The organism is Neobittarella massiliensis (ex Bilen et al. 2018) (genome assembly GCF_014269355.1).
GTDB lineage: Bacteria > Bacillota > Clostridia > Oscillospirales > Ruminococcaceae > Neobittarella > Neobittarella massiliensis.
This window is the reverse complement of record NZ_JACOGI010000002.1, coordinates 113,180-136,482: the sequence shown is the minus strand read 5'-3', so window position 1 is coordinate 136,482 and position 23,303 is coordinate 113,180. Positions and strand designations below refer to the sequence as shown.

At 60.7% G+C, this 23,303-nt stretch carries 18 protein-coding genes; 7 read left to right on the top strand and 11 right to left on the bottom strand.

The window, feature by feature from the left end; all coding sequences use genetic code 11:
* Positions 1–520: 520 nt before the first annotated feature.
* The 3 genes from H8K20_RS09725 to H8K20_RS09715 form a co-directional block, all read right to left on the bottom strand.
* The gene (locus tag H8K20_RS09725; protein WP_186488300.1) at positions 521–1,648 is read right to left on the bottom strand and encodes an iron-containing alcohol dehydrogenase; all 1,128 of its coding nucleotides are present in this window, start codon (positions 1,646–1,648) and stop codon (positions 521–523) included.
* A gap of 70 nt (positions 1,649–1,718) precedes the next feature.
* Positions 1,719–2,177: a GNAT family N-acetyltransferase gene (locus H8K20_RS09720; RefSeq protein WP_186488299.1), complete on the bottom strand. Its 459-nt coding sequence runs from the start codon at positions 2,175–2,177 to the stop codon at positions 1,719–1,721.
* A gap of 419 nt (positions 2,178–2,596) precedes the next feature.
* Positions 2,597–3,088 (bottom strand): SDR family oxidoreductase, encoded by a 492-nt coding sequence (locus H8K20_RS09715; RefSeq protein ID WP_186488298.1) that lies wholly within the window; start codon positions 3,086–3,088, stop codon positions 2,597–2,599.
* 247 nt (positions 3,089–3,335) lie between these two features.
* On the opposite strand from H8K20_RS09715, the gene H8K20_RS09710 reads away from it, so the two are divergent.
* Positions 3,336–4,172 (top strand): phosphatase PAP2 family protein, encoded by an 837-nt coding sequence (locus tag H8K20_RS09710; RefSeq protein WP_105205015.1) that lies wholly within the window; start codon positions 3,336–3,338, stop codon positions 4,170–4,172.
* 317 nt (positions 4,173–4,489) lie between these two features.
* Here H8K20_RS09710 and H8K20_RS09705 read toward each other — a convergent pair whose 3' ends face one another.
* From H8K20_RS09705 to H8K20_RS09695, 3 genes are all read right to left on the bottom strand, one after another.
* On the bottom strand, positions 4,490–7,645 hold the full coding sequence (locus tag H8K20_RS09705) for an FILTED domain-containing surface protein (protein WP_186488297.1): 3,156 nt from the start codon (positions 7,643–7,645) through the stop codon (positions 4,490–4,492).
* Between the two features lie 240 nt (positions 7,646–7,885).
* Entirely contained in the window at positions 7,886–9,187 is a 1,302-nt protein-coding gene (locus tag H8K20_RS09700; protein ID WP_186488296.1) for an ABC transporter permease, read from the bottom strand.
* Positions 9,184–9,912: an ABC transporter ATP-binding protein gene (locus H8K20_RS09695; protein WP_105205012.1), complete on the bottom strand. Its 729-nt coding sequence runs from the start codon at positions 9,910–9,912 to the stop codon at positions 9,184–9,186. Before H8K20_RS09695 ends, H8K20_RS09700 begins: the two co-directional genes overlap by 4 nt.
* A 334-nt stretch (positions 9,913–10,246) precedes the next feature.
* Between H8K20_RS09695 and H8K20_RS09690 the strand changes: the two genes are divergently transcribed.
* Complete coding sequence (locus H8K20_RS09690) at positions 10,247–11,368, top strand: DUF3048 domain-containing protein (RefSeq protein ID WP_105205011.1); 1,122 nt, start codon at positions 10,247–10,249, stop codon at positions 11,366–11,368.
* Between the two features lie 105 nt (positions 11,369–11,473).
* Positions 11,474–12,160 carry an ABC transporter ATP-binding protein gene (locus H8K20_RS09685; protein WP_186488295.1) on the top strand — a complete coding sequence of 229 codons (687 nt, stop codon included), beginning with the start codon at positions 11,474–11,476 and terminating at the stop codon, positions 12,158–12,160.
* Between the two features lie 295 nt (positions 12,161–12,455).
* Here H8K20_RS09685 and H8K20_RS09680 read toward each other — a convergent pair whose 3' ends face one another.
* Both H8K20_RS09680 and H8K20_RS09675 read right to left on the bottom strand, forming a co-directional pair.
* A complete protein-coding gene (locus H8K20_RS09680; protein ID WP_186488294.1) occupies positions 12,456–13,517 on the bottom strand; it encodes a 3D domain-containing protein in 1,062 nt (353 codons plus the stop codon).
* 264 nt (positions 13,518–13,781) lie between these two features.
* Positions 13,782–14,531, bottom strand: a complete 750-nt coding sequence (locus H8K20_RS09675) for a MurR/RpiR family transcriptional regulator (RefSeq protein WP_186488293.1) — start codon at positions 14,529–14,531, stop codon at positions 13,782–13,784.
* Between the two features lie 145 nt (positions 14,532–14,676).
* On the opposite strand from H8K20_RS09675, the gene H8K20_RS09670 reads away from it, so the two are divergent.
* Together H8K20_RS09670 and H8K20_RS09665 are read left to right on the top strand one after the other, a co-directional pair.
* Positions 14,677–15,843, top strand: coding sequence for an SIS domain-containing protein (locus tag H8K20_RS09670; protein WP_105205007.1), 1,167 nt, complete (start codon positions 14,677–14,679; stop codon positions 15,841–15,843).
* Between the two features lie 77 nt (positions 15,844–15,920).
* Positions 15,921–16,850: a PfkB family carbohydrate kinase gene (locus H8K20_RS09665; RefSeq protein WP_186488292.1), complete on the top strand. Its 930-nt coding sequence runs from the start codon at positions 15,921–15,923 to the stop codon at positions 16,848–16,850.
* 90 nt (positions 16,851–16,940) lie between these two features.
* Here the strand turns inward: H8K20_RS09665 and rpsI are convergent, their stop codons facing one another.
* Together rpsI and rplM are read right to left on the bottom strand one after the other, a co-directional pair.
* On the bottom strand, positions 16,941–17,339 hold the full coding sequence (gene rpsI, locus H8K20_RS09660; protein ID WP_105204998.1) for a 30S ribosomal protein S9: 399 nt from the start codon (positions 17,337–17,339) through the stop codon (positions 16,941–16,943).
* Positions 17,340–17,356: 17 nt separating this feature from the next.
* Positions 17,357–17,785, bottom strand: a complete 429-nt coding sequence (gene rplM / locus H8K20_RS09655; protein WP_105204997.1) for a 50S ribosomal protein L13 — start codon at positions 17,783–17,785, stop codon at positions 17,357–17,359.
* Positions 17,786–18,091: 306 nt separating this feature from the next.
* Between rplM and H8K20_RS09650 the strand changes: the two genes are divergently transcribed.
* Entirely contained in the window at positions 18,092–18,802 is a 711-nt protein-coding gene (locus H8K20_RS09650; RefSeq protein ID WP_186488291.1) for a tRNA 2-thiocytidine biosynthesis TtcA family protein, read from the top strand.
* A gap of 57 nt (positions 18,803–18,859) precedes the next feature.
* Here the strand turns inward: H8K20_RS09650 and H8K20_RS09645 are convergent, their stop codons facing one another.
* Positions 18,860–21,802, bottom strand: coding sequence for a DUF5011/hyalin repeat domain-containing protein (locus H8K20_RS09645; RefSeq protein WP_186488290.1), 2,943 nt, complete (start codon positions 21,800–21,802; stop codon positions 18,860–18,862).
* Between the two features lie 236 nt (positions 21,803–22,038).
* On the opposite strand from H8K20_RS09645, the gene H8K20_RS09640 reads away from it, so the two are divergent.
* Positions 22,039–23,256 (top strand): RNA polymerase sigma factor, encoded by a 1,218-nt coding sequence (locus H8K20_RS09640; protein ID WP_186488289.1) that lies wholly within the window; start codon positions 22,039–22,041, stop codon positions 23,254–23,256.
* Positions 23,257–23,303 lie beyond the last annotated feature (47 nt).

Here is a 23,303-nt window from a genome sequence, read left to right as displayed (position 1 = left end):
TGACAAGTTTCTAAGCGCTTACCGCCAGGACTGCCGGTCACAGGAAATATTTTACCGCTCGAAGCAGTTTGGCCGTGAACGTATGAAGGGATATCGCTTTACTCGAGCACAAGCACTCAGCGACCGGGGCGAGTATTCCTGTGGCCGGACGCTCTCCGCGGCAGCTGCGCCGGTACCGATACCGACTCGCTCAAAAGCAGTTTGGCTCTGGCGCCGGAGCCTATCGGGGGCGGGGTATTGGGCGCAACCTGCTCGCCGCCAACGGACACCGGGCCGCAGAAGGTGGGCTCAGTGGGGGCGGCCGGAATTGAGAAATGACCGTGCCGCCGCGCATGGGGCTGTGCCCACTGTGGGTACAGCCCGCACTAACGGCAAAAGCTTTACCAAATACCTGTGACCTCTGTACAAATTAAAAGATCCGGCCGGGCGCCATGCGCCTGCCGGGTCTTTTTTGACGTTGTTGGGTACATGTCTGCGGCGAGCGGTACAGGAGGGCGCACTTTATGCGGTAGTAACCGCGCTACAGGAACAGCTGACGCAGCAGGTCGAGGGCGTCGCTGTCGGTATAGCCGCCGGGGGTACGGGCAAAATTTTTGACGTTTTGCAGGCGGGGGCGGTAGTCCTCGATCTGCTGGGGGTCCATCTTTACCTGTACCGGGCAGAGTTTTTGCAGCGTGGCGCTGAGCGCCGCGAGCGACGGGGCGCCGACCACTTCTAAAAATCGGTCGAACAGGCCGCGCTCGTACCGCCGTGCCCGCTGCAAAAAGGCGGGCAGGAACACGCCGGTAGCGCTGCCGTGGGGGATGGCGTACCCCTCGGTGAGCAGGTAGCCCAAGGGATGGGGAAAACAGGTGCCGCAGCGGCCCAGTGAGAAACCGGCCAAGGTACAGCCGGCACTGATGTCGTCGCGGAGCGTGGTGTCGATCTGCTCGGGCTCGATAAAGGGGGAGAGGCCGGCCAAAGTGGTGAGCGACGGCCACAGCAACGCGGACCCCTGTAAGGCGAACATACGGGAGATGGTGTCGGCATTTTGGGCAAAGTAGCTCTCGGCACAGTGGGAAAAGGCATCGACGGCGGTGGAGACGGTGGCCCGATAGGGCAGAGAGTAGGTGTATTTGGCATCGACCAGCGCCAGCGCGGGAAACATGTCGGCCCGGCCCACGCTCTTTTTGACGCCCAGTGCATCGATGGTGAGCACAGCGGTCTGGTCGAGCTCGCTGGAGGTGCCGGCGGTAGTGGGCACCAGCGCACAGGGCAGCGCCGGCAGCGGCCAGTCGAGATCGTAGATCTCCTCGCCGCCGAGATCGCTGTTGGCGGCGTACACCGCTACCGCCTTACCGGCATCCAGGGCGCTGCCGCCGCCGATAGCGACGATAAACTCGGCCCCCAGCTCCCGCGCGGCACGGCCGGCGCGGTGGCAGGTGGATACCAGTGGGTTTTCCTCGATCTCGTCGAAGACCGTGTACTCGATACCCTGGAGCTGCAGGGCAGTCTGTACGTCGTCAAGTGCGCCGCTGGCGCGGGCACCGGTACGGCCGGTGACGATGAGGCAGCTGCCGCCCAGCTGGGCCAGCTTGTGCGAATAGGCCAGCACGCAGCCGCTCTCGCAGTGCAGTGGTACCGGCATGTAAAATTGCATCTCCTGCATAAGGGGACCTCCTTTTAAAGATCGCGCCGCAAAGGCGCACTGTTGGACGTTTTTTTGCGGGTGGGGACAGCTAGCTGCTGTGGGACCGGACCGGTACCGACCAGCACATAGGCGTATAGCGCATACCGTCGGTACACTGCTCACTGCCGGTCGCCACAAAGCCGAGGCGGCGATAGACTGCCAGCCCGCAGGGGGAGGCGTGGACGGTGAACCGGCGCAGGCCGGTCTGGCGGCAGACTGCTCCAAACAGCTGCCGGCCGATACCACTTTGACACCGACCCACCGCGGTAAAAAACAGCGCGATATGGGCCCCGCGCAGGGCGAGCATGCCCATCAGCTGACCGCCGGCAAAGGCGTCGTACATCTGTAGCTGGGCAGTGGCGCTCTCGTCACCCAGAAAGGCGTGAAAGGTGGCTGTGCCCACCGGGCCGTAGTCGGCAGCGATGTAGGCGTCGAAGCTGCGGCGGGCCAGCAGCAGCGCCTGGTGGCGGGCCGCGCCAGCGGTGAGGTGCTCCACTTGCAGAGTCATGACCGTTCTCCTTTATAGCCGGGGACAAAGACTGTGTGCGCGCCCCGTGGCGGCCGTAATACTGGGGCGCGCCGGATGGGGGCATACTGCGTACTTTAGAGGTGCTTTTTGATCTGCCGCAACCAGGTGTTCATCACCGACCAGTGGGGAAAGATCCTGGCCAGCAGGTGCATATATTTCACATAGGCCCCACAGGCAGATATATACCGGCCCTCTGCACCACCGGGACGGGTCCGGCCAGGCCGGGGAAATGGATGGGGCGGTCGCCGCATTCACGCTCGGGCAGATCGGCGCACACCCAGCCGAGACAGACGGTGGTGACGGTGGTACCGGGCTGTGAGGCTCGGCCTGCAGCACACGAAAATTTATACGGCCAGAGGCCCTATCGGCGGCGTGGAGAAGAACAGATATGCGACCGGCTAAAACGAGGCCTGTGAGGCCCCTGTAAGGCTTATATTGACGATGCGGCTGCCTGCTGCATATGTGCCTGCTTGCATATAGGACACGCACATGCCGCACAGGGCCGCTGTGGCCGTGCAGCAGACGGCGATGCTGGACTGATGCTGGGCTGATGCTGGATTGATGCTGGGTTGGACTTCGGCGGCGGTAAAGCTGATAAAGAGGGCTATGCTACCGCCGCCGGCATGGTCGATGAGATATTTTACCACCGGCGACTGATCCTGCAGGCGCTGCCCCGGGGCGGGGAGCGCGGCGGGGCAAGATAAGTTGGCGGGAATGGGGGCGATACTGGGGCTGAGATCTGTGCGCGGCGGCGGCTGCCGCTGCGCGGTGCGGGCCACTGCCCAGATCTCGCCGACGGGCTCGCGCAGCAGTTGCTCGATGAAACAGCGGCCGATGCCGCCGGTGGCACCGGTGAACGGCGCGATAGTTGCGCCCATATCCCTCATCATTTCTTGCCGCCTGCACGGCTGACACCCGACACCCCGACATCTCGACACCCCGGCACAGTGGGGCCGAGCGCGGGCGGGGCGGGCGGATGGTGGGGATGGTGGGTGGGGCACAGTTTTTTTCACTATACCACAACGCCGATAAAATATCTATGCGCCGGACAGGGACGATTTGAACTGCGGGGGATTTGGGGGTATAATAGCAGGGCGCGGCCACCTGCCGCGACGAATACCGGAGAGAGGAATACCTATGGAGCTGACCATCATTCAATTTATACAGCAGTTTGCCTCGCCGCTTTTAGATCGGGTGTTCACCGTGATCACCATGATGGGCGAGGAGCTGTTTTTGCTGGGCGTGGTACTGATCGTCTATTACTGTTTTGACAAGCAGCTGGGCCTGTTTTTGTGCTTTAGCATGCTGACCACCGCCGCGGTGAACCAGGGCATAAAACAGCTGGTGCGGGCACCGCGGCCCATTGGCCAGCCGGGGGTGCGCTCGCTGCGGGTACATACGGCGGGGGGATACTCGTTCCCCAGCGGGCACACCCAGTCGGCCACGGCGATGTTCTACTCGCTGTACCGGTACCTGGGGCGCCGGTGGCTGGCCGCAGTTACGGTGGCGGTGGGCCTGCTGGTGGGGCTGTCGCGGCTGTACCTGGGGGTCCACTGGCCCAAAGACGTGCTGGCGGGCCTTATTTTGGCGGTGGTGCTGTCGGAGATCTGTTACCGGCTGTATAAAAACTGCAAGAACCCGCTGCCGCTGTTTTTGTTGGGTTTTGGCATTTTGCTGCTGGCCTTTTACCCGCTGGGCATGTCGGACAGCTACTTTAAGGCCATTGGCTGCATGGGCGGCCTGTGTGTGGGCTGCTGGTTTGAGCAGCTGTGCGTAAAGTTTAAGACCGCCGGGGTGGGGGTTTTCAAAAAGGTGCTGCGCTGCCTGTTGGGCGGCGGGTGTATGGCCCTGGTGCTGGTGGGAATGAAGTACCTGCTGCCCGCCACCCAGCTGGGCACGGCACTGCGCTACGGCATGACGGTATTTGCCGGTATCGGTGTGGCGCCGCTGCTGTTTAAATCGCTGCGCATTTAGTTTGGCGAGCGAAGTTTTCCACCTGCTTTTACCATCTGGTGGAAAACCCTGACTTTGCACAGGACAAAAGGCGGGCGGCAGAGCGGGATACCGATAAGCACTGGCGGCGGGGGAGAACGGCTGCGGGCTGGCGCCTTGGCGGTGGCCCGGCGTTCAGCAGGGCCGCAGAGACAAAATACCCGCACAGATACCGCTATGGGCAGGGGCGTTTTTACCGCCGATGCCGCTTATTTTTCACCGTTACAAAAAGGCCGGCTGCCCGATGGGGCAGCCGGCCTTTTAACTGTTTGGTTCTGTTTCGTTTGACGGACGATCGCTTACTGGGCCTTAACAGCCTGCGGGTCGTCTTTCTCGTCGTCGTCTTTGCGGCGCTTGATGCACAGCACCGAGATGATGAGCTGCACGGCGGCGATGAGCACCATCAGCAGCGTCCAGCGGTCGGTGAAGACCATGGGATCTCTCATATTTTCGGTGGGCAGGAACACCGCGATGGAACCGATACCGGGCACCAAGCTGAGCAGGCGCCAGATACCTTTGCGCTTGAGCATATTGCTGTCTTCTTCGCGGTCCTGTGCGGCCTGCGACTCGTCTTCGCTCTGACGGTGGCTCTTGCCCAGGACGTAGCCTACGATGAGCAGCACCGACACCAGCGCCGTGGCGATGGCCAGCAGCAGATTGAGCAGCGCCCACTGGGCGTTTAGCTCTGCCAGCGGGGCCTCGGGGTCTTGGATCTGTACCTCAGGGGACTGGGGCTCGACCGGTGTGGCGGGCGTCTCGGGAGAGACCGGGATCTCGGGCACGGTGGGAGCCGCGGGGGAATCCGGCACTGCCGGGGCTGCCGGTACCAGCACTACCGGCGCCGCAGGGGCGTTGTCGGTGGGTTGCGCCGGCTGGGCGGGGTCTACCGGCAGGACCGGTGCGACGGGGATGAGCACCCGCTCGTAGAGCACGGTGATGACGCTGCCGTCGGCGACCTGCTGGGGCAGGTGAGCCGGATCGGTACGGCTGAAGGTGGCGTCGGCGTAAGTCTTTTGCTCGACCGGCTGCACATCCAGCAGCTCGCCGCTAAACAGCCACACCTGCTTTTCTACCGTTGCGGTGTCGCGGGGCTGCTGTTCGCCGGCGACCCGGTACTCCACGGTGTAGGAGATGGTTTTTTGTTGGCTGTAATCGGGGGCATAGAAGACGCGGATGGTACCGCCGCCCTCGATCTCGGCCGGCAGATCTGCCGGATCGGTATGGCTATAGGCATAGCCGGTATAGGTGTTGGGGGCGATGGGGTCGACCGGCAGCGCGCTGGCCTGGACCCACACCGTTTTCTCTACCTGCTGTACATCGCGGGGCTGGCTCTCGCCGTCTACCCAGTGCTCGACGGTGTAGGACAGCGCCTTTTGCTGGCTGTCGTCGCGGCCGTAGTACACCCGCAGCACACCGCCGTCGGCGATCGACGCGGGGAGCTGGCCGTCGGCGCTGTCGTAGTGGCTGAAGGTATAGCCTCTGTAGCTCTTGAGTGATACCGGGCCGGTGGGGATCATCTGCTCGGTAAGGGGGATCTGTGCCTCTACGGTATCGCGGTCGCGGAAGTTCTGTTCCCCCTCGACCCAGTGCTCCACCGTGTAACTGCCGGTGCGGGTAGGGTAGGTGTCGACAAAGAGGATATGATCGATGTTGGTGATACCTTCACCAGTGGCCGGGTAGAGCATGGTACGCTGCTCGGCAGTGGGGTAATCGGTATACTTATTGCCGTAGATGCCGTCGGTATTTTTGATATAGCTCTGTCGGGTGGCCCCGGTGACGGCAAAGGCGTGGTAGGTGCGCTGACCGGCCCGCACATAGCCGAGGGCTGTCTCGGGCAGTGTGATCTGCCGGATGAGCTGACCCTGCTCGTCGATCAGGGCAATCTGGGTGTCGGTGTCGGCGGTCAGGGCGTTGCTGGCGGCCACAAAGGTCTCGCCGTCAAAGCCGTCAAAACGGCCGTTGAGCACGCCGCTGACGCCGGATAGGTCGGTGTTTTTGGTATCGACGGCCCAGCGCTTGCCGGTGGACAGAGCCACGATGTCGGCGCCGTTTTCGATAGAGATATCGGTGCCGCCGCTGGAGTAGGAGCCGCCGCCGATGGCCGCTGCGCCGTCGCCAGCCAGCGCGTAGAGCGTGGCGCCGCTGCCGATATGGACACTGCCGCTGCTGACCTGGTTGCCGCCGCCCACTGCAGCGCCGCCGGAGGAGGCGACTGCGGTGATGGTGCCGCCCTGCAGGTCGATACTGCCGATGGCGGTATTGCCCATGCTGTAACCGCTGCCAATGGCTGCGCCGTTTGAGCTGGTGACGGTGGCGTTTACGGTACCGCTGTAGACGGTGATGGCACCGCCGCCCATACCCTGACCGCCGCCGATAGCTGCGGCGCCGCCGGCGGCAAAGGCGCTGACGGTGGGGGTGGTATCGGCCGAGCCGATGGTGATGACACCGCCGCTGCCGTAAGAGCTGCCGCGCCCGCCGCTGCCGATACCGGCTGCCCCTTCGCCGCCGGTGGCCTTTATGACACCACCGGTTATGGTGATGATATTTTCACTGCCCATTTGATTGTAACCGCTGCCGATACCGGCCCCGCGGCTGCCGCCGGTGGCGGTGATATCGCCGCCGCTGATGGTGACGGTGGCGGTGCGCTGGTAGGCGCCACCGATACCGGCGCCCTGACTGCCGCTCTCGGCCACGATGGTACCGCCGGTGATGGTGACGGTGGCCCCCTGACGGGTGGCGCTGTTAAAACCGTTGTTGCCGCCGCCGATGCCCGCGCCGCCACCGCTGGAGCAGGCGTTTACCGAGCCGCCGTTTATAGTGACGGTACCGCCGTGACCGCCGGCGCCACCACCGATACCGGCACCGCTGCCGCCTTGGCCCTGGATGTAGGCGCCGCTTTTTGCGGTGACAGTGCCGCTCTCGATGGTGATGGAGCCGGCCGGCTGGCGGTCGCCGCCGCCGATACCGGCGGCGTTGGTGCCACCGGTGGCCTGCAGACTGCCGGTGCCGCCGATGACCAGGCTGTTTTTCTCGCTGACTGCCACTGCGGCTTGCCGGTCGCCGCCGGAGACAGTATTTTGGCCCTGTAAAGTGAGCGTGGCGCTGCCCTCTACGCTGATGGCGGCGGTGCTCTGGGCCCGGATGCTGGCACCGGACAGAGTGGCCCGGACGCCGCTGCCCTTTAAGGTGATCGTATTGGCGGTGCTGCCTGAAGAGGCGATGACCGGGTCGCGCTGGACCTCGCTCTTTTGGCCCTGAGTGACTGTTTGCCGGTCGCCGCTCATTTCGATGGTGATGCTGCCGGCAGACAGGTCCCACGCGCCGGCGGGCACGGCGCCGGTATCGGCGGCCATAGCCGCGGTGGGGAGCGCCCACATCATGGCCGCGCACACCAGCGCACTGACAGCGCGCCTGAGACCGGTGGTTATGCCGCTCGATCGCTTACCCTGTTTCATATGTCTTACCCCTCTCTGGTGGCTCTTATGGATAGGGCCGCGACAGCGGCCAACTATTTGCTTTTGTACACAGTATAGCAGCGGCCGGTCACACAACACGTCACAGTTTACAAATATTATGAAAAAACATTACCATCTATTGCGACTGTCTGGATATATTTAGACCAGTTTGAGCGCAGGCAAAAGAGCCCCTGCCACCGCATAGGATGGACAGGGGCTCTCTATACTAAAAGTGCCGGATCATTTACCCAGCAGGCCGGTGCGCTTTTTGCCGGCGACGGCGCGCTTTTTGCCAAAATTGATCTTGAGGGTGAGGATCTTGTCGCTGGAAAACAGCTTGACGGCCAGCACCATGCAGATGATGAAGAACACCAGCTGGTAGCCGATGCCGACAAAAAACAGCATCTGGTTGCCAAACAGCGTGTTGGGGATGGCCATAAAGGTGTGGGTGAACGGGATGGCGTAGACCAGCAGTTTGGCGGCGGTGGGCAGCATGTTGACATCGGCAAACAGGCAGATGAAGTAGGGGATCATGACCATGGCCATGACCGGCATGACCACCGTTTGCGCGGCCTTGATATCCTCGGCCAGCGAGCCCAGCAGGATGGAGATGGTGAGGGCTATGAGGATGGTCAAAAACAGCTGCACGCCGATGAGCACGTACTGGGGCACCGTAATCTGCAGACCCAGGCTGGAGAGAAGGCGGCCCTTGAGGTCGCTGCTGTCCATCTGATTCATGAAACCGCCGTAGCCGAACATGAACACCGAGGCGTTGACCAGCGAGACCAGACCGGCGGCGATCATTTTAGAAAACAGGATGCTGGTGCGCTGGATGGGGGCCGAGAGCAGTGTCTCGAGGGTCTTGTCGTTTTTCTCGTTGACGATGGCCGAGATGATCATCTGCGAGGCAAAGACGATGAGCAAAAATACCACGATGGGGATGAGCATGCTCTGGCTGGAGAGGAAACTGTAGACCTCGGCCGAGTCGATCTGGGCGGTGTGGTCGGATACCTGGGTATACTTTTCGGTCTGGACCGGGTCGCGGGCCAGCTCGGCGTTTTTGACCCCCTGCATGGCCAGCAGCTGATCGCTGGTGATGCGGGAGATGGCCTCGACCGCCGCAGAGTCCATAGAGCCCAGGCTGGCGGTGATGGCCCCGCTGGTGACCAGGTCGTAGACCTTGATCTTTTGCGGCTGGGCGTTATCGGCCATGAGGCCCTGGGTAAAGCCCTGGGGGATGACCATGGCGCTGGAGCGGCCGTGCTTGCCGGCAAAGGCGATGGGGTCGCTCTCGGTCTTTTCGCCCTGATAGACGGTAAAGCCGCTCTGTTTGAGCGCGTCGATGACCGAGCGGGTATAGGGGGTGTCGTCCTGGTCGATGAGCGCGATCTTGCCGGCGTTCTCGGCCGCTGTCTCGGTGACGCTGTTCATGAAGTTGCCCAGCAGGAAAAACGCCGCGGCACAGATGACAAAGGAGAACAGGGTCTGCAGGGTGAGCATTTCTTTGAGCTCTTTTTTGAGCAGTACTGCAAATTTTTTCATGCGCCGGCCACCGCCTTTTCAAATACTTCTTCCAGATTGTGGGTATTGTAGCGCTCCTTGAGCTCGCGGCAGGTGCCGGTGACATGCAGGATGCCTTTGTCGATGATGCCGACCCGGTCGGATAGATACTCGATCTCGAGCATGTTGTGGGAGGAGAGCAGAAAGCTCATCCCCTCAGCGGCCAGGTCTTTGATCATGCGGCGGATCTCCAGCGCGTTGAGGATGTCGAGACCGGAGGTGGGCTCGTCTAAAATAGCCAGGTCGGGGCGGGTCATCACTGCGCGGGAGAGCAGCAGTTTGCGGATCATGCCGCGGGAGTAGCTGCCGATCTTGTCGTGCAGGCGGTCGCCCAGGCCGCATTTCTGCACCGCGTAATCAACGCACTCCTGCGCCTTTTGCCCGTCGCGCACGAACAGGTCGGCCATGAATTTGAGGTAGCCGATGCCGGTCATGGTCTTGTAGGCGCCGGCCTCATCGGGCAGGTAGGTGATGCATTGGCGCACCCGCTCGGGGTGCTCGACCACGCTGTTGCCGCTGACCAGGGCGTCGCCGCCGGTGGGGCCCAGCAGGGTGGCGATCATGCGGATGGTGGTGGTCTTACCGGCACCGTTCGGGCCGATAAGGGCAAAGATCTCGCCCCGGTCGACCTCGAAACTGATGCCTTTGACCGCCTCTTTTTTGCCGTACGACTTTTTTAAGTCGCATACTTGCAGTGTTTTTTCCATATCTTCCTCCCGGGCTGCCGGCGTGCCGAAAAGCCCTCTGTCACAGGTAAAGCTGCCCCCGGCGCCACAGCTGGCGCGGGCAGTGTACACCAATTAGTATAAGGGACGGGAGGAGCGGGCGCAACTAGAAAGCTGCTCCCCACGCTGAAAATATCTTGTAGAAAATGTCAAATACCGGACTGTTTTGCCCCCCTTTTGGACCGGTGCATTGCACTGTTTGGGCTGGCGCGGTATAATAAGACTGCTTTTGAGGACCTATGTGCGGGCAATACCCGTGCAGAAATGCCCCGCGTCAATTTGGCGCGGCGGCTTTTACAGAGAGGTGGAGACCGAGATGAGAGAGCAGAGACACCGCCGGGCTGCAGCCCGGATACTGGCCCTGTGCCTGTGTGCGGGCATGGCGCTGGCCGCCTTTGCCGGCTGCGGCAAAAAGGACGACAAAAAAACCGCCAAGTCGCAGTCCAGCAGCGCACCGGCAAAGACCATGTACATAAACCCGCTGACCGGCACCGAGACCGAGGACAGCTATGTGACCCAAAACCGCCCGGTAGCGGTGATGATCAACAACATCAAAGCTGCGCTGCCCCAGTACGGTATCGGCAGTGCCGATATTTTGTACGAGGTGGTGGCCGAGGGCGGTATCACCCGCATGCTGGCGCTGTACACCGACTACCGCGCAGTGCCCAAGATCGGCTCGGTGCGCTCGGCGCGGCCGTACTACATAGCGCTGGCCCAGGGGCACGGCGCCACCCTGATCCACTATGGCACCAGCTGGCAGGCCGATGACCTGCTCTACGAAAACGGTATCGAGACGGTGGACGGTATGGCATTGTCGGAGACGGCATTTTTCTTTGACGAGGAGCGCTGGGAATCGGGCTATAACCGGGAACACTGCTCGTTTACCGGGTCGGACTACATCACCGCCGGGCTACAGGCCAAGGATATATCGCTGGCCGGCACGCCCCGGACCGCCTTTCACTTTTACGGTGCAAAGGAAAATGTGTCCCCATTTTCGTACGGGAAAGCGGCCGAGGTGACCTTTAGCTTTTCGGGCTACGCCGACGACCGGCTGGTGTACGACACCCAGACCGACACCTACCAGAAATACGAGTACGGCCAGCCGCAGGTGGACCAGGCCAGCGGCGCGACGCTCGCCTTTACCAACGCCTTTATTCTGTTTGACAACATCTATGTCATCAGCGACGAGGGCCACATGGGCTGCGACCTGGAGGCAGGCACCGGCTACTACTTTACCGGCGGCGCCTACAAGCCCATCAGCTGGAAAAAGGGCGGCCTGGACGATGCGCTGACCCTGTACGAGGAGGACGGCAGCGAGCTGAAGGTGCGGCCGGGGCAGAGCTATATCGCCATCGTGGGGGAGAACATGCGCGACGCGCTGCAGGTGACGCCGGGCCAGCAGGCCCAGGGCGACACGTCCAGCACCAGTCAGCAGTAGCCGGCAGCAACCGGCAGCAACCGGCGGGCACAGCGCGCCAAAGGCGACATAACTGCAATAAAAATGGGGCATACTACCGTCATCATGCGAAAAGGCGGTGACAGTATGCCCCATTTGATCTGTGTGGAAAACGTCAGTAAGATCTACCCATTCGGGCCGCAGGAGGTGCGCGCACTGGACCGGGTGAGCCTGTATGTGGACGAGGGAGAGTTCGTCTCGATCGTGGGCAGCTCTGGATCAGGAAAGTCTACTTTAATGAACATCTTGGGCTGTTTGGATGTGCCCACCAGCGGCCACTACTATTTGGAGGGCCAAGACGTGGCCCTGCTGCGCGACGGCCAGCTGTCGCATCTGCGAGGGGACAAGATCGGCTTTATCTTTCAGAGCTTTAACCTGATCCCCACCCTGGACGCGGTGGAGAACGTGGAGCTGCCCCTGACTTACCAGCGCATGCCCAAGGAGCAGCGGCACCAGCGGGCGCTGTGGGCGCTGGAGCAGGTGGGGCTGTCGGACCGGGCGGCGCACCGGCCCAGCCAGCTCTCGGGCGGGCAGCAGCAGCGGGTGGCGATCGCCCGGGCGATCGCCTCGTCGCCCTCGATCATACTGGCCGACGAGCCCACCGGCAACCTGGACCCCCAGTCGGGGGAGGTGGTGATGGAGATCTTGCACCGGCTGCACCGGCAGGGGAAGACCATCGTGCTCATTACCCACAACATGGAGATAGCCGACGAGACCGACCGCATCATCACCATTCAGGGCGGGCACCTGGCGCAGCAGCAGTCAGCCAGCTGACAGGCGCACCGTTAGGTGGTGCCGCACCCGCAGCGCAGCCGGAAAAAGGCGTGGGGAGAACGCGTTCTCCCCACGCCTTTTTGGCGCGTGATCCCTTTTTGGCGCCCAGGTACAGGTGGCCCCAGCACCAAACCTGTAGCTCAAGGGCAGGCCTGCAACTTGCTGTGCAGGCACTGTATAGATGATATTTTTGGATGGTATAGCGAGATATCCTACGCCGCTCAGGATCTTACAGGGACCTTATTTGTAAAACACCTTTACAGCGGTATTTTCGGCCGGTAGACAGGGATACTTCTCAATCGAGGAAATAGATATCCACTGCGCGCACACCGTGGTAGCAGCTCTCTTGATAGCTGCCGTAGAGCAGATCCAGATCGACCCAGCCCTCGGTCATGGCGGTACCGGTCTCACCGGCTATGGCGCAGCCGTAGACGAATTGGCCGTCGGCCGAGCGGATGTACATGCGGGTACCATAAGGGATCTTGCGCGGGTCGACAGCTACGATACCGGGCACAGGGGCGCGGCCGGAGGCGGTCCCCTGACCCGGCCGCACGCTGTAGCCGGTAGTCTTGGCCCCCCGCTGCACGCGGCTGTAGTTGCGGGGCACGCCGTTTTCATCCAGCTGCAGATCGTCAAAATCCAGCTCGGACACGGCGGCGCCGGGCTGGCCTACCAGCTGTATCTGTGGGGTGGGCTGATACAGCAGCTGGGGCGTGCCGGTGGTGCGCTGCGTCTCTTGCCCGTCGACATAGCGGATATCGGTGACCGTTTGCTGGGCGCCGTCACTGCCGTATTGCCGCACCAGGACCTGACCCTGGGGCAACACCGAGGTATAGACATTTTGTACCGGAGCGGGCAGCACCGTGGTCTCGACCTGCTGGCGCTCCTCGACCCGCCGCAGCTGCAGGCTATCGCCCTGATGCAGCACAGTATCCAGCGGCAGCGAGAGCATATCCTGCCCGCCCAGTGTGATACCGCAAGCGGCCAGCGCCTGGCGGGCAGTGGTGCCGGCCTCCAGCGTGGCGGTGAGCTGGCTGCCGTCGCAGGTGATGGGGATCTGGATGGCCCGCTGGATGAGCAGCTGTGCGCAGCCGCTCTTGCGGGTGACCTGCAGGTTATCTTTTTCCCTAAGGGTGATCCCCTGCCGCTCGAGCAGCTGTTTATTTTGGTGGTAGGCGCCGGGCTGCTGGCTGCTCAGTACCGCCCGGCTGCCGCCTTCCTCGCTGATATATACGACCTGGGACCGCTGCGCGGTATGGCTGCCCACCACCAGTACGGCCATGAGCATGCTGGCGCAGACCAGCACCCGGCTGTCGGTAAAGAGGTCGTGCAACCTGGATGATCGATCTGTATGCATAGGTCTCCCTTCTTGTTGTACCGCAAATTTGTAACCGTTTTGTAATATTTTATGGCAATACCTAAAATATATGCACGGATAAAAGCCGCGGTGCCTGTCCAGCCATCACTATACCAGTACCCAAATAAAAAACTGCGCAAACGGTGTCAACCGTTCGCGACGGCAGCCGGTGCGCAAAAATAGCCCGGGCCATACGGCCCGGGCTATTTTTGCGGCCGGTCGCAGCTCCGACGGGGGAGAAGCCACCGGGACGACAGCCAGCAGCTACAGGTACTGCTTGGCGTAGTTGGCCCAGATCGAGACCATCATCATCATCAGCGACTGGGATTCCAGCGTGAGCTGGTCGGCCATTTTGAGGGTGGGCAATAAAAAGAGGCGGGTGGCGTACTGGGCCAGCTTTGACCGCCTGTTGCAGGTGACCAGCACGATCTCGCAGCCCAGTTTTTGAGCGGCATCGATAAAGTCGGCCATGCCGGGGCCGGCCAGCTCGCCGGTGGTACTAAAGACGATAATGAGGTCGTCGCCGCTGAGAGAGGCGTCGACCCAGGGAGCCAGCGAGCCGGTGAGCGGCAGTACCCGTTTGCCCAGAGCGGTAAAGTCGTAATAGAACTTCATGGCCGGCAGGGAGGAGGCCAGCGAGCCCAGACACTTGATAAACGGCGCCTTTTGGATGCAGCCGATCAGATCGATGATCTGTTGCGGTGGTATTTGGGACAGAGCACGCACCCCGGCGGCGTACTGGCTGGTCTGCTCGGACAGCAGCGACAGCTGCTCGTGCGGCTTTTGCGTGTGGGCCGTTTTGATGAGATCGAAGCGGAACTCGCTGTAACCGCTGTAGCCCAGCTTTTTGCAAAAGCGCTGCACCGCCGAGATAGAGGCACCGGCCAGCTGAGCGACGCGGGAGATGGTGAGTTCCTCCACCGCTTGGGGGTTGTGGTCGATAAAATCGGCGATCTGCCGGTCGTTTTTGGTAAATCTGGTGTGGTTGAGCTGGATGCGCTCGCGGTAATCCATGGCACGGCCTCTTTCTATAGTGATCAAAAAATAAAAAATTTATCGCTTTTAACTTTAATTTGCGTATTTATATTGACAAATTTATCATACAGTAGGAAAATGATGATGTCAACCCGCACACTACAGACTTTTAAGGAGGAACACTATGTATCAGCGCGATCTGGCCGAAGTAAAGGATTTTATCCGCCTGCCCGCATTTGTGAAAAAGATCGTAGAGGAGGATTACACCTACGAAAAACTGGCCCAGCTCATCCCCGCAGAGGTGATGAAAAACGCCCGCCGGGTGATACTGACCGGCAACGGCGACTCCTACTGCGCATCGCTGGCGCTGCGCATCTTCTTTGAGAAGATGCTGCACATGTCGGATGTGGTGGCCGAGCGCTGCATCGACGTGGGCCGACACTTTTACTTTAACAGCGATGAGGACCTGAGCCAGACGCTGGTATTCGTGACCAGCGCCTCGGGTACCGGCGCCCGGGTAGCCGAGGCCATGCGCCGCTGCAGCAAAAAGGGGTGCAGCACCTTTGCCGTGACGGCCAGCGCCGACTCGCTGATCGCCAAAGACGCAAAATTCGTATTGGCCGAGACAGGCGAAAAAGTATATGACTACCACTACAGCACCCAGTCGTTCACCTATGTCAACGCCATGGTCAACCTGTACCTGGTGGCCCTTTACGGCGGGGTGGTACGCGGGGTGATCACCCCTGAGCGGGAGAGAGAGCTGCGCACAGAGCTGGTGCGGTACGCCGAGAGCTTTGTTCCGGTGCTCGACGATATCGACACCCAGATGTATGAGCTGGCACTCAGCTGGGCGGACACGATCGGTTACGACTTTGTAGGGACCGGGGTGGACATTGCCGCCGCCTACTTTGGCGCCGCCAAATTTTTTGAGTATGCCGGTTCGATCAACATGTACAGCGACAGCGAGGACTGGAACCACATCAACTTTTTTATGCGCGACCGGGCGCTGCTCGGCACCTGTGTGGCGGCATCAAAGGGCAATGAGTCGCTGAGCCGTACCATCGAGACCATTGGCGGTATGGTGAAGAGCGACCGCCGCGTACTGGTGGTGACCGAGTGTGCGCCCGACCAGTTCCCCGCCGGGGTGACGGTGTGCCAGCTGCCGGACACCACCGTGCTGGAATTTAAGCCGCTGATGAACTTTATCCCCTTTACGCTGCTGGGCTTTCACATTGCGCGCATGCGTGATCTGGGCTTTTTTGTGAGCGATGGCGGATACGGTACCGGGCCGCTGTTTGCCGAGGAGGACATGAACAAGATCAAGACCAGCGAGATCGTATACATCGACTAAATATAGCCGCCCGGCAGCTGTCGGTGACAGACAGCCGCGCTCATGACTGGACCGGGCGTGCCAGGAGGTGCCACAGTATGGCCAGATACTTATCTTGTGGGAACATCATGTCGGACGTGGTGGAGTTTGCCGACGGCACCAGGGGGCCTTTTCACCTGGGCGGGCCCGCCATATTTGGGCTGGAGGGTATTCGCCTGTGGACCGACGACTGCGCTATGGTCTGCCATGCCGGCGAAGATTGGCAGGAGGGCTACGGCGACTGGCTCGGCCGCAACGGCATTGAGGGCAGCACCGTGGGCGTGCTGCCCGGTGAGACCTCGCGGTGCCTGATCGGGCACCGCGCCGACGGCAGCTATAAGTGGGTGCCGCTGCAGGGGGAGGCACACATCCGCCAATTTGACCTGACTGCCGACCTGATGCTGTCGGCCATTGGGCCGGAGACGAGCGGGGTGTACCTGTACATGTACCCCGGCGACCCATTTTTTAAAGAGCTGCACACCATGCGCCAAAAGAGCGATTTTCAGCTGATGTGGGAGTTGGGCGCCGACCGGATGCCCGCGCGGTTGGATCTACTGCGCGATCTGCAGCAGGTGGATATGTTTTCGCTCAACAGCCTGGAGGCGGCCCGCATCTTTGATATTCCCCGCCGGCGCGAGGAGGAGATCATCACCCGTTTACAGCAGCTGCCGGTATCGTTTATCTTTTACCGGGTGGGCAAGCGAGGCGCCTACGGCATTACTGCCGATGAGGTGTGGTTTTGCCCCGCGGTGGACCCGGCAGGTCCCTCGGTCGATCCCTCGGGCTGCGGCAACTGCTCTACGGCGGCGGCCATGTACGGCTGGGCAGCCGGGTTGGGGCCGGCCGGGGCGGCGGTGACGGCCTGTATATCCTCGGGCTACAACGCGGCCCAATTTGGCGTGTGGCCCCAGTTTACCGCCCGGGACCGACAGCGCGCCCAGGACCTATACCGGCAGATGATGGCACAGCAGGTCGTGCGCTGCCGGTGATCGGGCATCTGCAGGCCCTGTTGAGTGGTTGGAGCATGACCAGAAAAAAGACCCCGGAGCAAGAGCTCCGGGGTCTTTTGGGCGTAAAATTTAGCGCTTGGAGAACTGGGGAGCGCGACGGGCGGCTTTGAGGCCGTACTTTTTGCGCTCTTTCATTCTGGGGTCGCGGGTGAGGAAACCAGCTTTTTTCAGGTCGCCGCGCAGCTCGGGATCGTGCTGCAGCAGAGCTCTGGACAGACCGTGGCGGATAGCGCCGGCCTGGCCGGACACGCCGCCGCCGGTGACGGTGCAGACGATGTCGAACTTGCCCTCGGTCCCGGTGAGTGCCAGAGGCTGTTTGACGATGACCTTTAAGGTCTCGAGACCAAAGTAGTCGTCGATATCGCGGCCGTTGATGGTGACTTTACCGGTGCCGGTGTAAACGCGCACTCTGGCGACGGAGTTCTTTCTTCTGCCGGTCCCGTAGTAGTAAGGGGTCTTATCGTACATTTATGAATACCTCCTAATTAACCGTTGTAGACTTCGGGTTTCTGAGACTGGTGTTTGTGCTCGGAACCCTTGTATACCCGCAGGCGGGTGAGGGAGTTGCGGCCGATGACGGTATCGGGCAGCATACCTTTGACCGCCAGCATCATGGCCTTGTCGGCATTCGACTTCATAAATGTGCGGTAGTTGACCTCTTTCAGGCCGCCGATCCAGCCGGTGTGGTGGCGGTAGAATTTGTTATCCAGCTTGTTGCCGGTGAGGATAGCCTTGTCGCAGTTGATGATGATGACATGGTCGCCGCAGTCAGCGTGGGGCGCATAGGTGACCTTGTGCTTGCCGTTGAGCAGGTGCGCAGCGGTGGCAGCGACACGGCCCAGCGGTTTGTCAGCAGCGTCGAGGATATACCATTTGCGGTTGATATCTGCTGCTTTGGGCATAGTAGTTGACATTTCAGTTCCCCCTGATAATCATAGTAATAAAGGTGGCACACACCGGCACCCGGGCCGATGCGCAATATTTATTATAGTGCCGGGCCCACGGCTTGTCAACACTTTTGCTTGAAATTTTAATATACCCAGAGAAGAACTCCCGTTTTCTCTGTTTTGCTCGTTTTTACACCTCATTTACTCGCTCTCTATTTTTGTTTTGCGGGGACTGGGCGCTGGCGTTTTGCGCGCGCAACCGGTATAATAGGAGCCGGTTTAAAAGAGTGGCGAATCGGGCACCGGCGCCACACAACAGGAGGGGAGACTGCGATGCAGCGCATTTTGGGACTGAGCCGCAAGGCGATACAGATGTACGACATGATCGCCGACGGCGACCGGATCGCCGTCGGCGTGTCGGGGGGCAAAGACTCGCTGATACTGCTGCAGAGCTTGGCGCTGCTGCGGCGGTTTATCGGCATCGATTACGAGCTGGTGGCCATCTCTATCGATATGGGGCACGAGAATGTGCGCACCGATTTTTCGGCCATTGGGAAAATGTGTGATACGCTAGAGGTCCCCTACGTGGTAAAGCCCACCGAGATCGGGCCCATCGTTTTTGACATGCGCCAGGAGAAGAACCCCTGCAGCCTGTGCGCGCGCATGCGGCGGGGCAGCCTGCACGACGCGGCCAAGGCCAACGGCTGCAACAAGCTGGCGCTGGGCCACCACAAAGACGACGCGGTGGAGACCTTTTTTATGAACCTGTTTTCAGAGGGGCGGCTGGGCTGCTTTCAGCCGGTGACCTACCTCTCGCGCAAAGATATGACGGTGATCAGGCCGCTGGTGCTGGCCAGCGAGGGAGAGATCTCGTCGGCGGCCAGACGGTTGGGGCTGCCCATTGTAAAGAGCAAATGCCCGGTGGACGGACACACCAACCGGGAGAAGACCAAGCAGTATGTGCGGGATATGGAGCACCGGGATCACGGTTTTCGCGACCGCATTTTTGGAGCTATGCAGCGGGCACATCTGGATGGGTTTTAGAGGCGTGGCCGCCGTGTACAGATAGAAAAAAGCGAGGAGCCGCGGCTCCTCGCTTTTTTACTTGTTCTCGGGGCTTTTTGCCGGTGCCGTCAGCGCTCGCAGACGGGCTGCCCAGCATACCAGCAGCGCACCGGCATAGGCCAGCAGGCTGCTGTGGTCGAGCGGGCAGTGGGACAGCGGCCACAGCACCGCACACAGCCCGGCCAAGGCGCCAAAGAACAGAATATCGGGCAGCCAGCTGGTGCGCCGGCGGCGCAGCAGCGTATAGCCCATGGTCGCTGCCGCCGCGAGCAGGGCCAGCCAGTGCAGCTGACAATCTGCCGCCGCACCGTGACCGCCGAGGCCGGTATCGACCGAAGAGCCGTTTTGCCCCGCACCGCTTTCTGTTCCGTCAAATGGGTCCACTGTGTGGGTGATCTGCCCGGTGGGGTCGTTGGGGTTTTTGGCCAGGTGATAGGTGAGCTCTACCGTGGTGCGATTGCCCTGACTGTCTGCGACAGTGTAGCGCAGCAGATAGTCGCCGGGCACGGTGGTATCGATGCCCAGGGCGGTGATATCTCTGCCATCGGCGGCGAGTATCTGCAACCCCAATGGAGAGAGTGCCCCGTCGGGCTGAGCCGAGCGGATGTCGAAGCGCCCGGTGAGCAGCGCCTGCGCCGTTTGGCGGTCTATGCGCCCACCGTACAGTACCGGCGCACGGGTAATGGTCTCGGTCACCTCGTCGGTGATGAGCGCGTGCCGGTAGCCGGTATCGGGGTCGGTGGTGACTACCGGATCGGGCAGCGTTTTATTGGGGTCGATGGGCGGGCCCACCGGGGGATTTTTTTCGTCCGGGTAGACTACCACCGGCGGTTTTCGGCGGTCGACCAGCGTATCGGTGAGCAGGATGGTGGTCGTGTTGCCCTGGGGGTCGGTGGCGACATAGCGGATAGTAAAACTGCCCGGGCGCGTGGTATCTATACCCTGTGCAGTGACGTCGACGCCGTCTTTTATCACCGCCAAGCTGGTGGTGAGACCGCCGGGCAGATCGGTGGTGACGCTGTAGCGGTAATCCATCAGCGTCTGGGCGTGGGCGGCGGTGAACCGCCCGCCGTAGAGCGGTGTTTGCTCATCGATGTACTCGAAGATATTTTCGGTGATGGCTCCGTGATTAAGGCCGGTGTCGGCATCGGTCGTTACAGTGGGGCCGGGCAGCGTCTGGTCAGTATCCAGTACCGGACCAATCGGATCACTGCCGTCACTGGGATCGGGTCGGGTGACAACGGGCGGCCCGTAGGGAGACAGTGCAGTGGCCGCACCGGCGTTACCGGCGGTATCCACTACCCGGTATACCCCATTTTGAAGAATGGTGTAGTTTTGGCTGGCGGCACCGATACCGTCTGCGCTCAATGCAAAGGTCTCAAGATCGGCAAAGCTGCCGTTGGACTGTTTTTTCTGCAACTTCCAGACACCGGAGAGATTATCGGTCAAAGTAATGGTGTTGCCGCTAGCTGACAGCTTTGGCGCGGTGCGGTCAATACGGATATCGTCTGTCTTTTTAACTGAAATACTTCCGCTACTCAAGCTCTCGGCCCACATCTCGACCGGGCAGGTGACCTGCTCGTCGGTGTACTGATGGCGGGTGTTACCGCTGTCTAGTACCAGCTGATCGCCACGCTGCTCCTGCACGACAAAACGGTCAAAATCACCGGGGTAAAAGGAGAGCTCTACCGGGGTGTTATTCCAACCATTTGCATTGGCGGCGGGCAAACGGCTATAGTGGTAATCTCTGCCGGGGGTGCTCTGATCAGTCTTATCGGGGTCGTAGGGCACTAGGGGTTGGGCAGGAACCAGTTCAGTGCCCGAATATTGCTTAGAGAGGAAAAAATCGTCCTCAATCATTTGCCCGACAGTTACGGCCCCATTATCAGAATTTACCACTTTTGCCCGATAGGTGACCAGCGTACCGCCGGGCTTACAGGATAAGGGAATGCCGGGCCCGGTGATATTGACATCCGCTACCTCCACGCTATCGACAGTGACGCGCTGGGTCTCGTTTTCCCAGCCGGTGTCATCAAAATCGAGCCCGGTAGTGGCCAGGTCTTCATTGTCGGACAGCTTGAGGTGTACTGGTACCGGATCACCATCGGCAAAGGTGTTCTTGACCTCGGCCTGAATGGTGATGATATCTCCGTCGTGTACCTGCTTTTTCTCGTCGTCAGTCATGGGCTGACCGGCGCTGTTGAGTACCGTGGTCTCGACGAACTTGGGGGTGTATTTGGTATAGCGGATATTATTGAACTTCGCACTAATCTTTCCGGTAGGTGCAGGGTACGCCTTATACCAACTGGTAACGCCAGCAATGCTGACCGTAGCGGTATCGGTCTGCAGGTAGGGGCACGCTGCAACAGTAGTGGAGATCTGCAGAGCTCCATCTTGCCCATACTGCAATGTGAGCCTTCCTGTGGCGGCGTCAAAAGTGAGGACGAGCGGTTTAGTCTGGCTCACGTTGGATGCATTGAGCTGTCGACTGGCATAAGTTACATCAAACAGACTCCCGTTCCAGTGGCGTATAAACATCCAGGGACCGATGTCATCGGTATAACCCACCTGTATCGTTATCATGCCTTTACTGCCTCTCAAGTAGATATCTGCCCGTGAATTGATGACCGACGACCGATTATCCATCGTGTAGTCTACCACCAGCTGCCAGCTGGATTCCATAGATACTTTTCGCTTGCTGTTGACAGATGTACTCTGCTCCCAGGCTCCTGAGTTCCAGCTAGGCACATACCACTTATCGCGGTTGTTCACAGGATCACAGAGCAAAAGGTTGTTCTCGTCGATAGCTAACGGGTTGCCCTGAAAGATCTCCTGCAGGTCAAAGCTGCCTACGAAGTCGCTGCTGTCGTCTTGGGCTGCGGCCGGAAACATACAGAGGCACAGCGCCGCCAGCATTAAAAAGGGGAGCAGGCGGCGCAGCGGGCGCCGCCGATATCGCCTATATCTTTTTCCCATCATATATCGTTTCCTCCTTGTGGGCGGTGCTGGCAGCCGTCCCCACACGGAGCTGCTCACCGCCTATATACTTTATGTGTGCGGCAGTGCGGCCAACATGTCACATTCTGTCAAAAAAATCAGCAGACGTTTTTCTTTTTGAGGTCGGCGTATACACGCTCTGGACGGTCATGGTATACTTGTAGAAACGACGCCTATCTACCCGCGGCACAAAGCAGGACCAAAGAGGAGCACATAGGATGCAGCAATTTACGCACCGGCAGCTGGCTTTACTGGTGGAGCGCGCCCAGAGACAGGAGCAGGGGGCATTTTCCGCCCTATATCACGCCACCTGTGACGCTCAGTACTATCAGGCGCTGGCCCTGCTGGGCGACCATCAGCTGGCGGAGGATGCACTGCAGGAGGTGTATTTGACGCTGCACAAAAATATAGCACAGCTTAAAAACCCGCAAGCGGTGGTGGCCTACCTGAACCGGACCACCTTTTTGGTGTGCCAGAACTACCGGCGCACGCAGAGCCGCCGATCGGTGGAACTGCCGTGCAGCGACTCTTTTCCCCAGCGGCCGGACGAGGACGTAACTGCGATGCCTGAGGAGCTGGCAAGTCGCCGGGAAATGATGGACGAGCTACAACAGGCGCTGTTGCAGCTCTCCCCTATGGAAAGACAGATCGTGGTATTGCGCTATCTGCAGGAGCGCAAGTTGGAGGAGATCGCCACTTTGACCGGTGTATCGCTGAGCACGGTACACCGCTGTTTGCGGCGGGGGAAAAAGCAGCTGGCCAAGTTGTTGCGGCCAAAACTGCCGGCTTTTGTTCCCGCCGGGCTGGTGTTGGCACGAGTATGGGGCCCCGGGCGGCTGGTGCCGGGAAAGAATGCCGCCAGACGCGCGGCACTCGCCACCGGGGCCGTAGTTCTGTGCGCAGTGACTGGTCTCGTGGCGGGCACCGCACTGCGGCCCCGCTTTGAAAATGTGGTGCTGGACACCAATTTTGCCCGCGACGGACAGCTGGTGCGTGCTTGGGCGGGCGGGTCCACCCAGGTTGTGTGGGCGGAAAACAGCGCTGGCCGGCACATAGAATTTACCGCTCACGCCGACGGCAAGTACAGCGGCGTGGTCACCGAAAACGGCAGGTGGGTACTGGTGGCACAGGGGGCTGGCGGCGACCGCGCCCGTTGCGAACTGCTTATTGACCGCGTAGACCGCCAGGCGCCTCACATTATAGAGGTGCGCGACGAAGGTGAACGGTTGGCGGTGGTACTGGGTGATGAAGGCGCCGGGGCAGACTTGTCGAGCGCTTTTATCACCGGGCCGGATGGCAGCCGGGTGGCGCCCATCCTAACAGATACCGCAACGAATACGGTGTATTTTTCTATTTATGACGGGATGCGCCCCTTCTCGGTGACCGACCGGGCGGGGAACACCGGGGCGGGCACGGTGGGCATCCCCGACCCGTAAAAGGTGATGTATAAAAGCGGTGAGCCACCCCAATGCCCGGGTCTGCT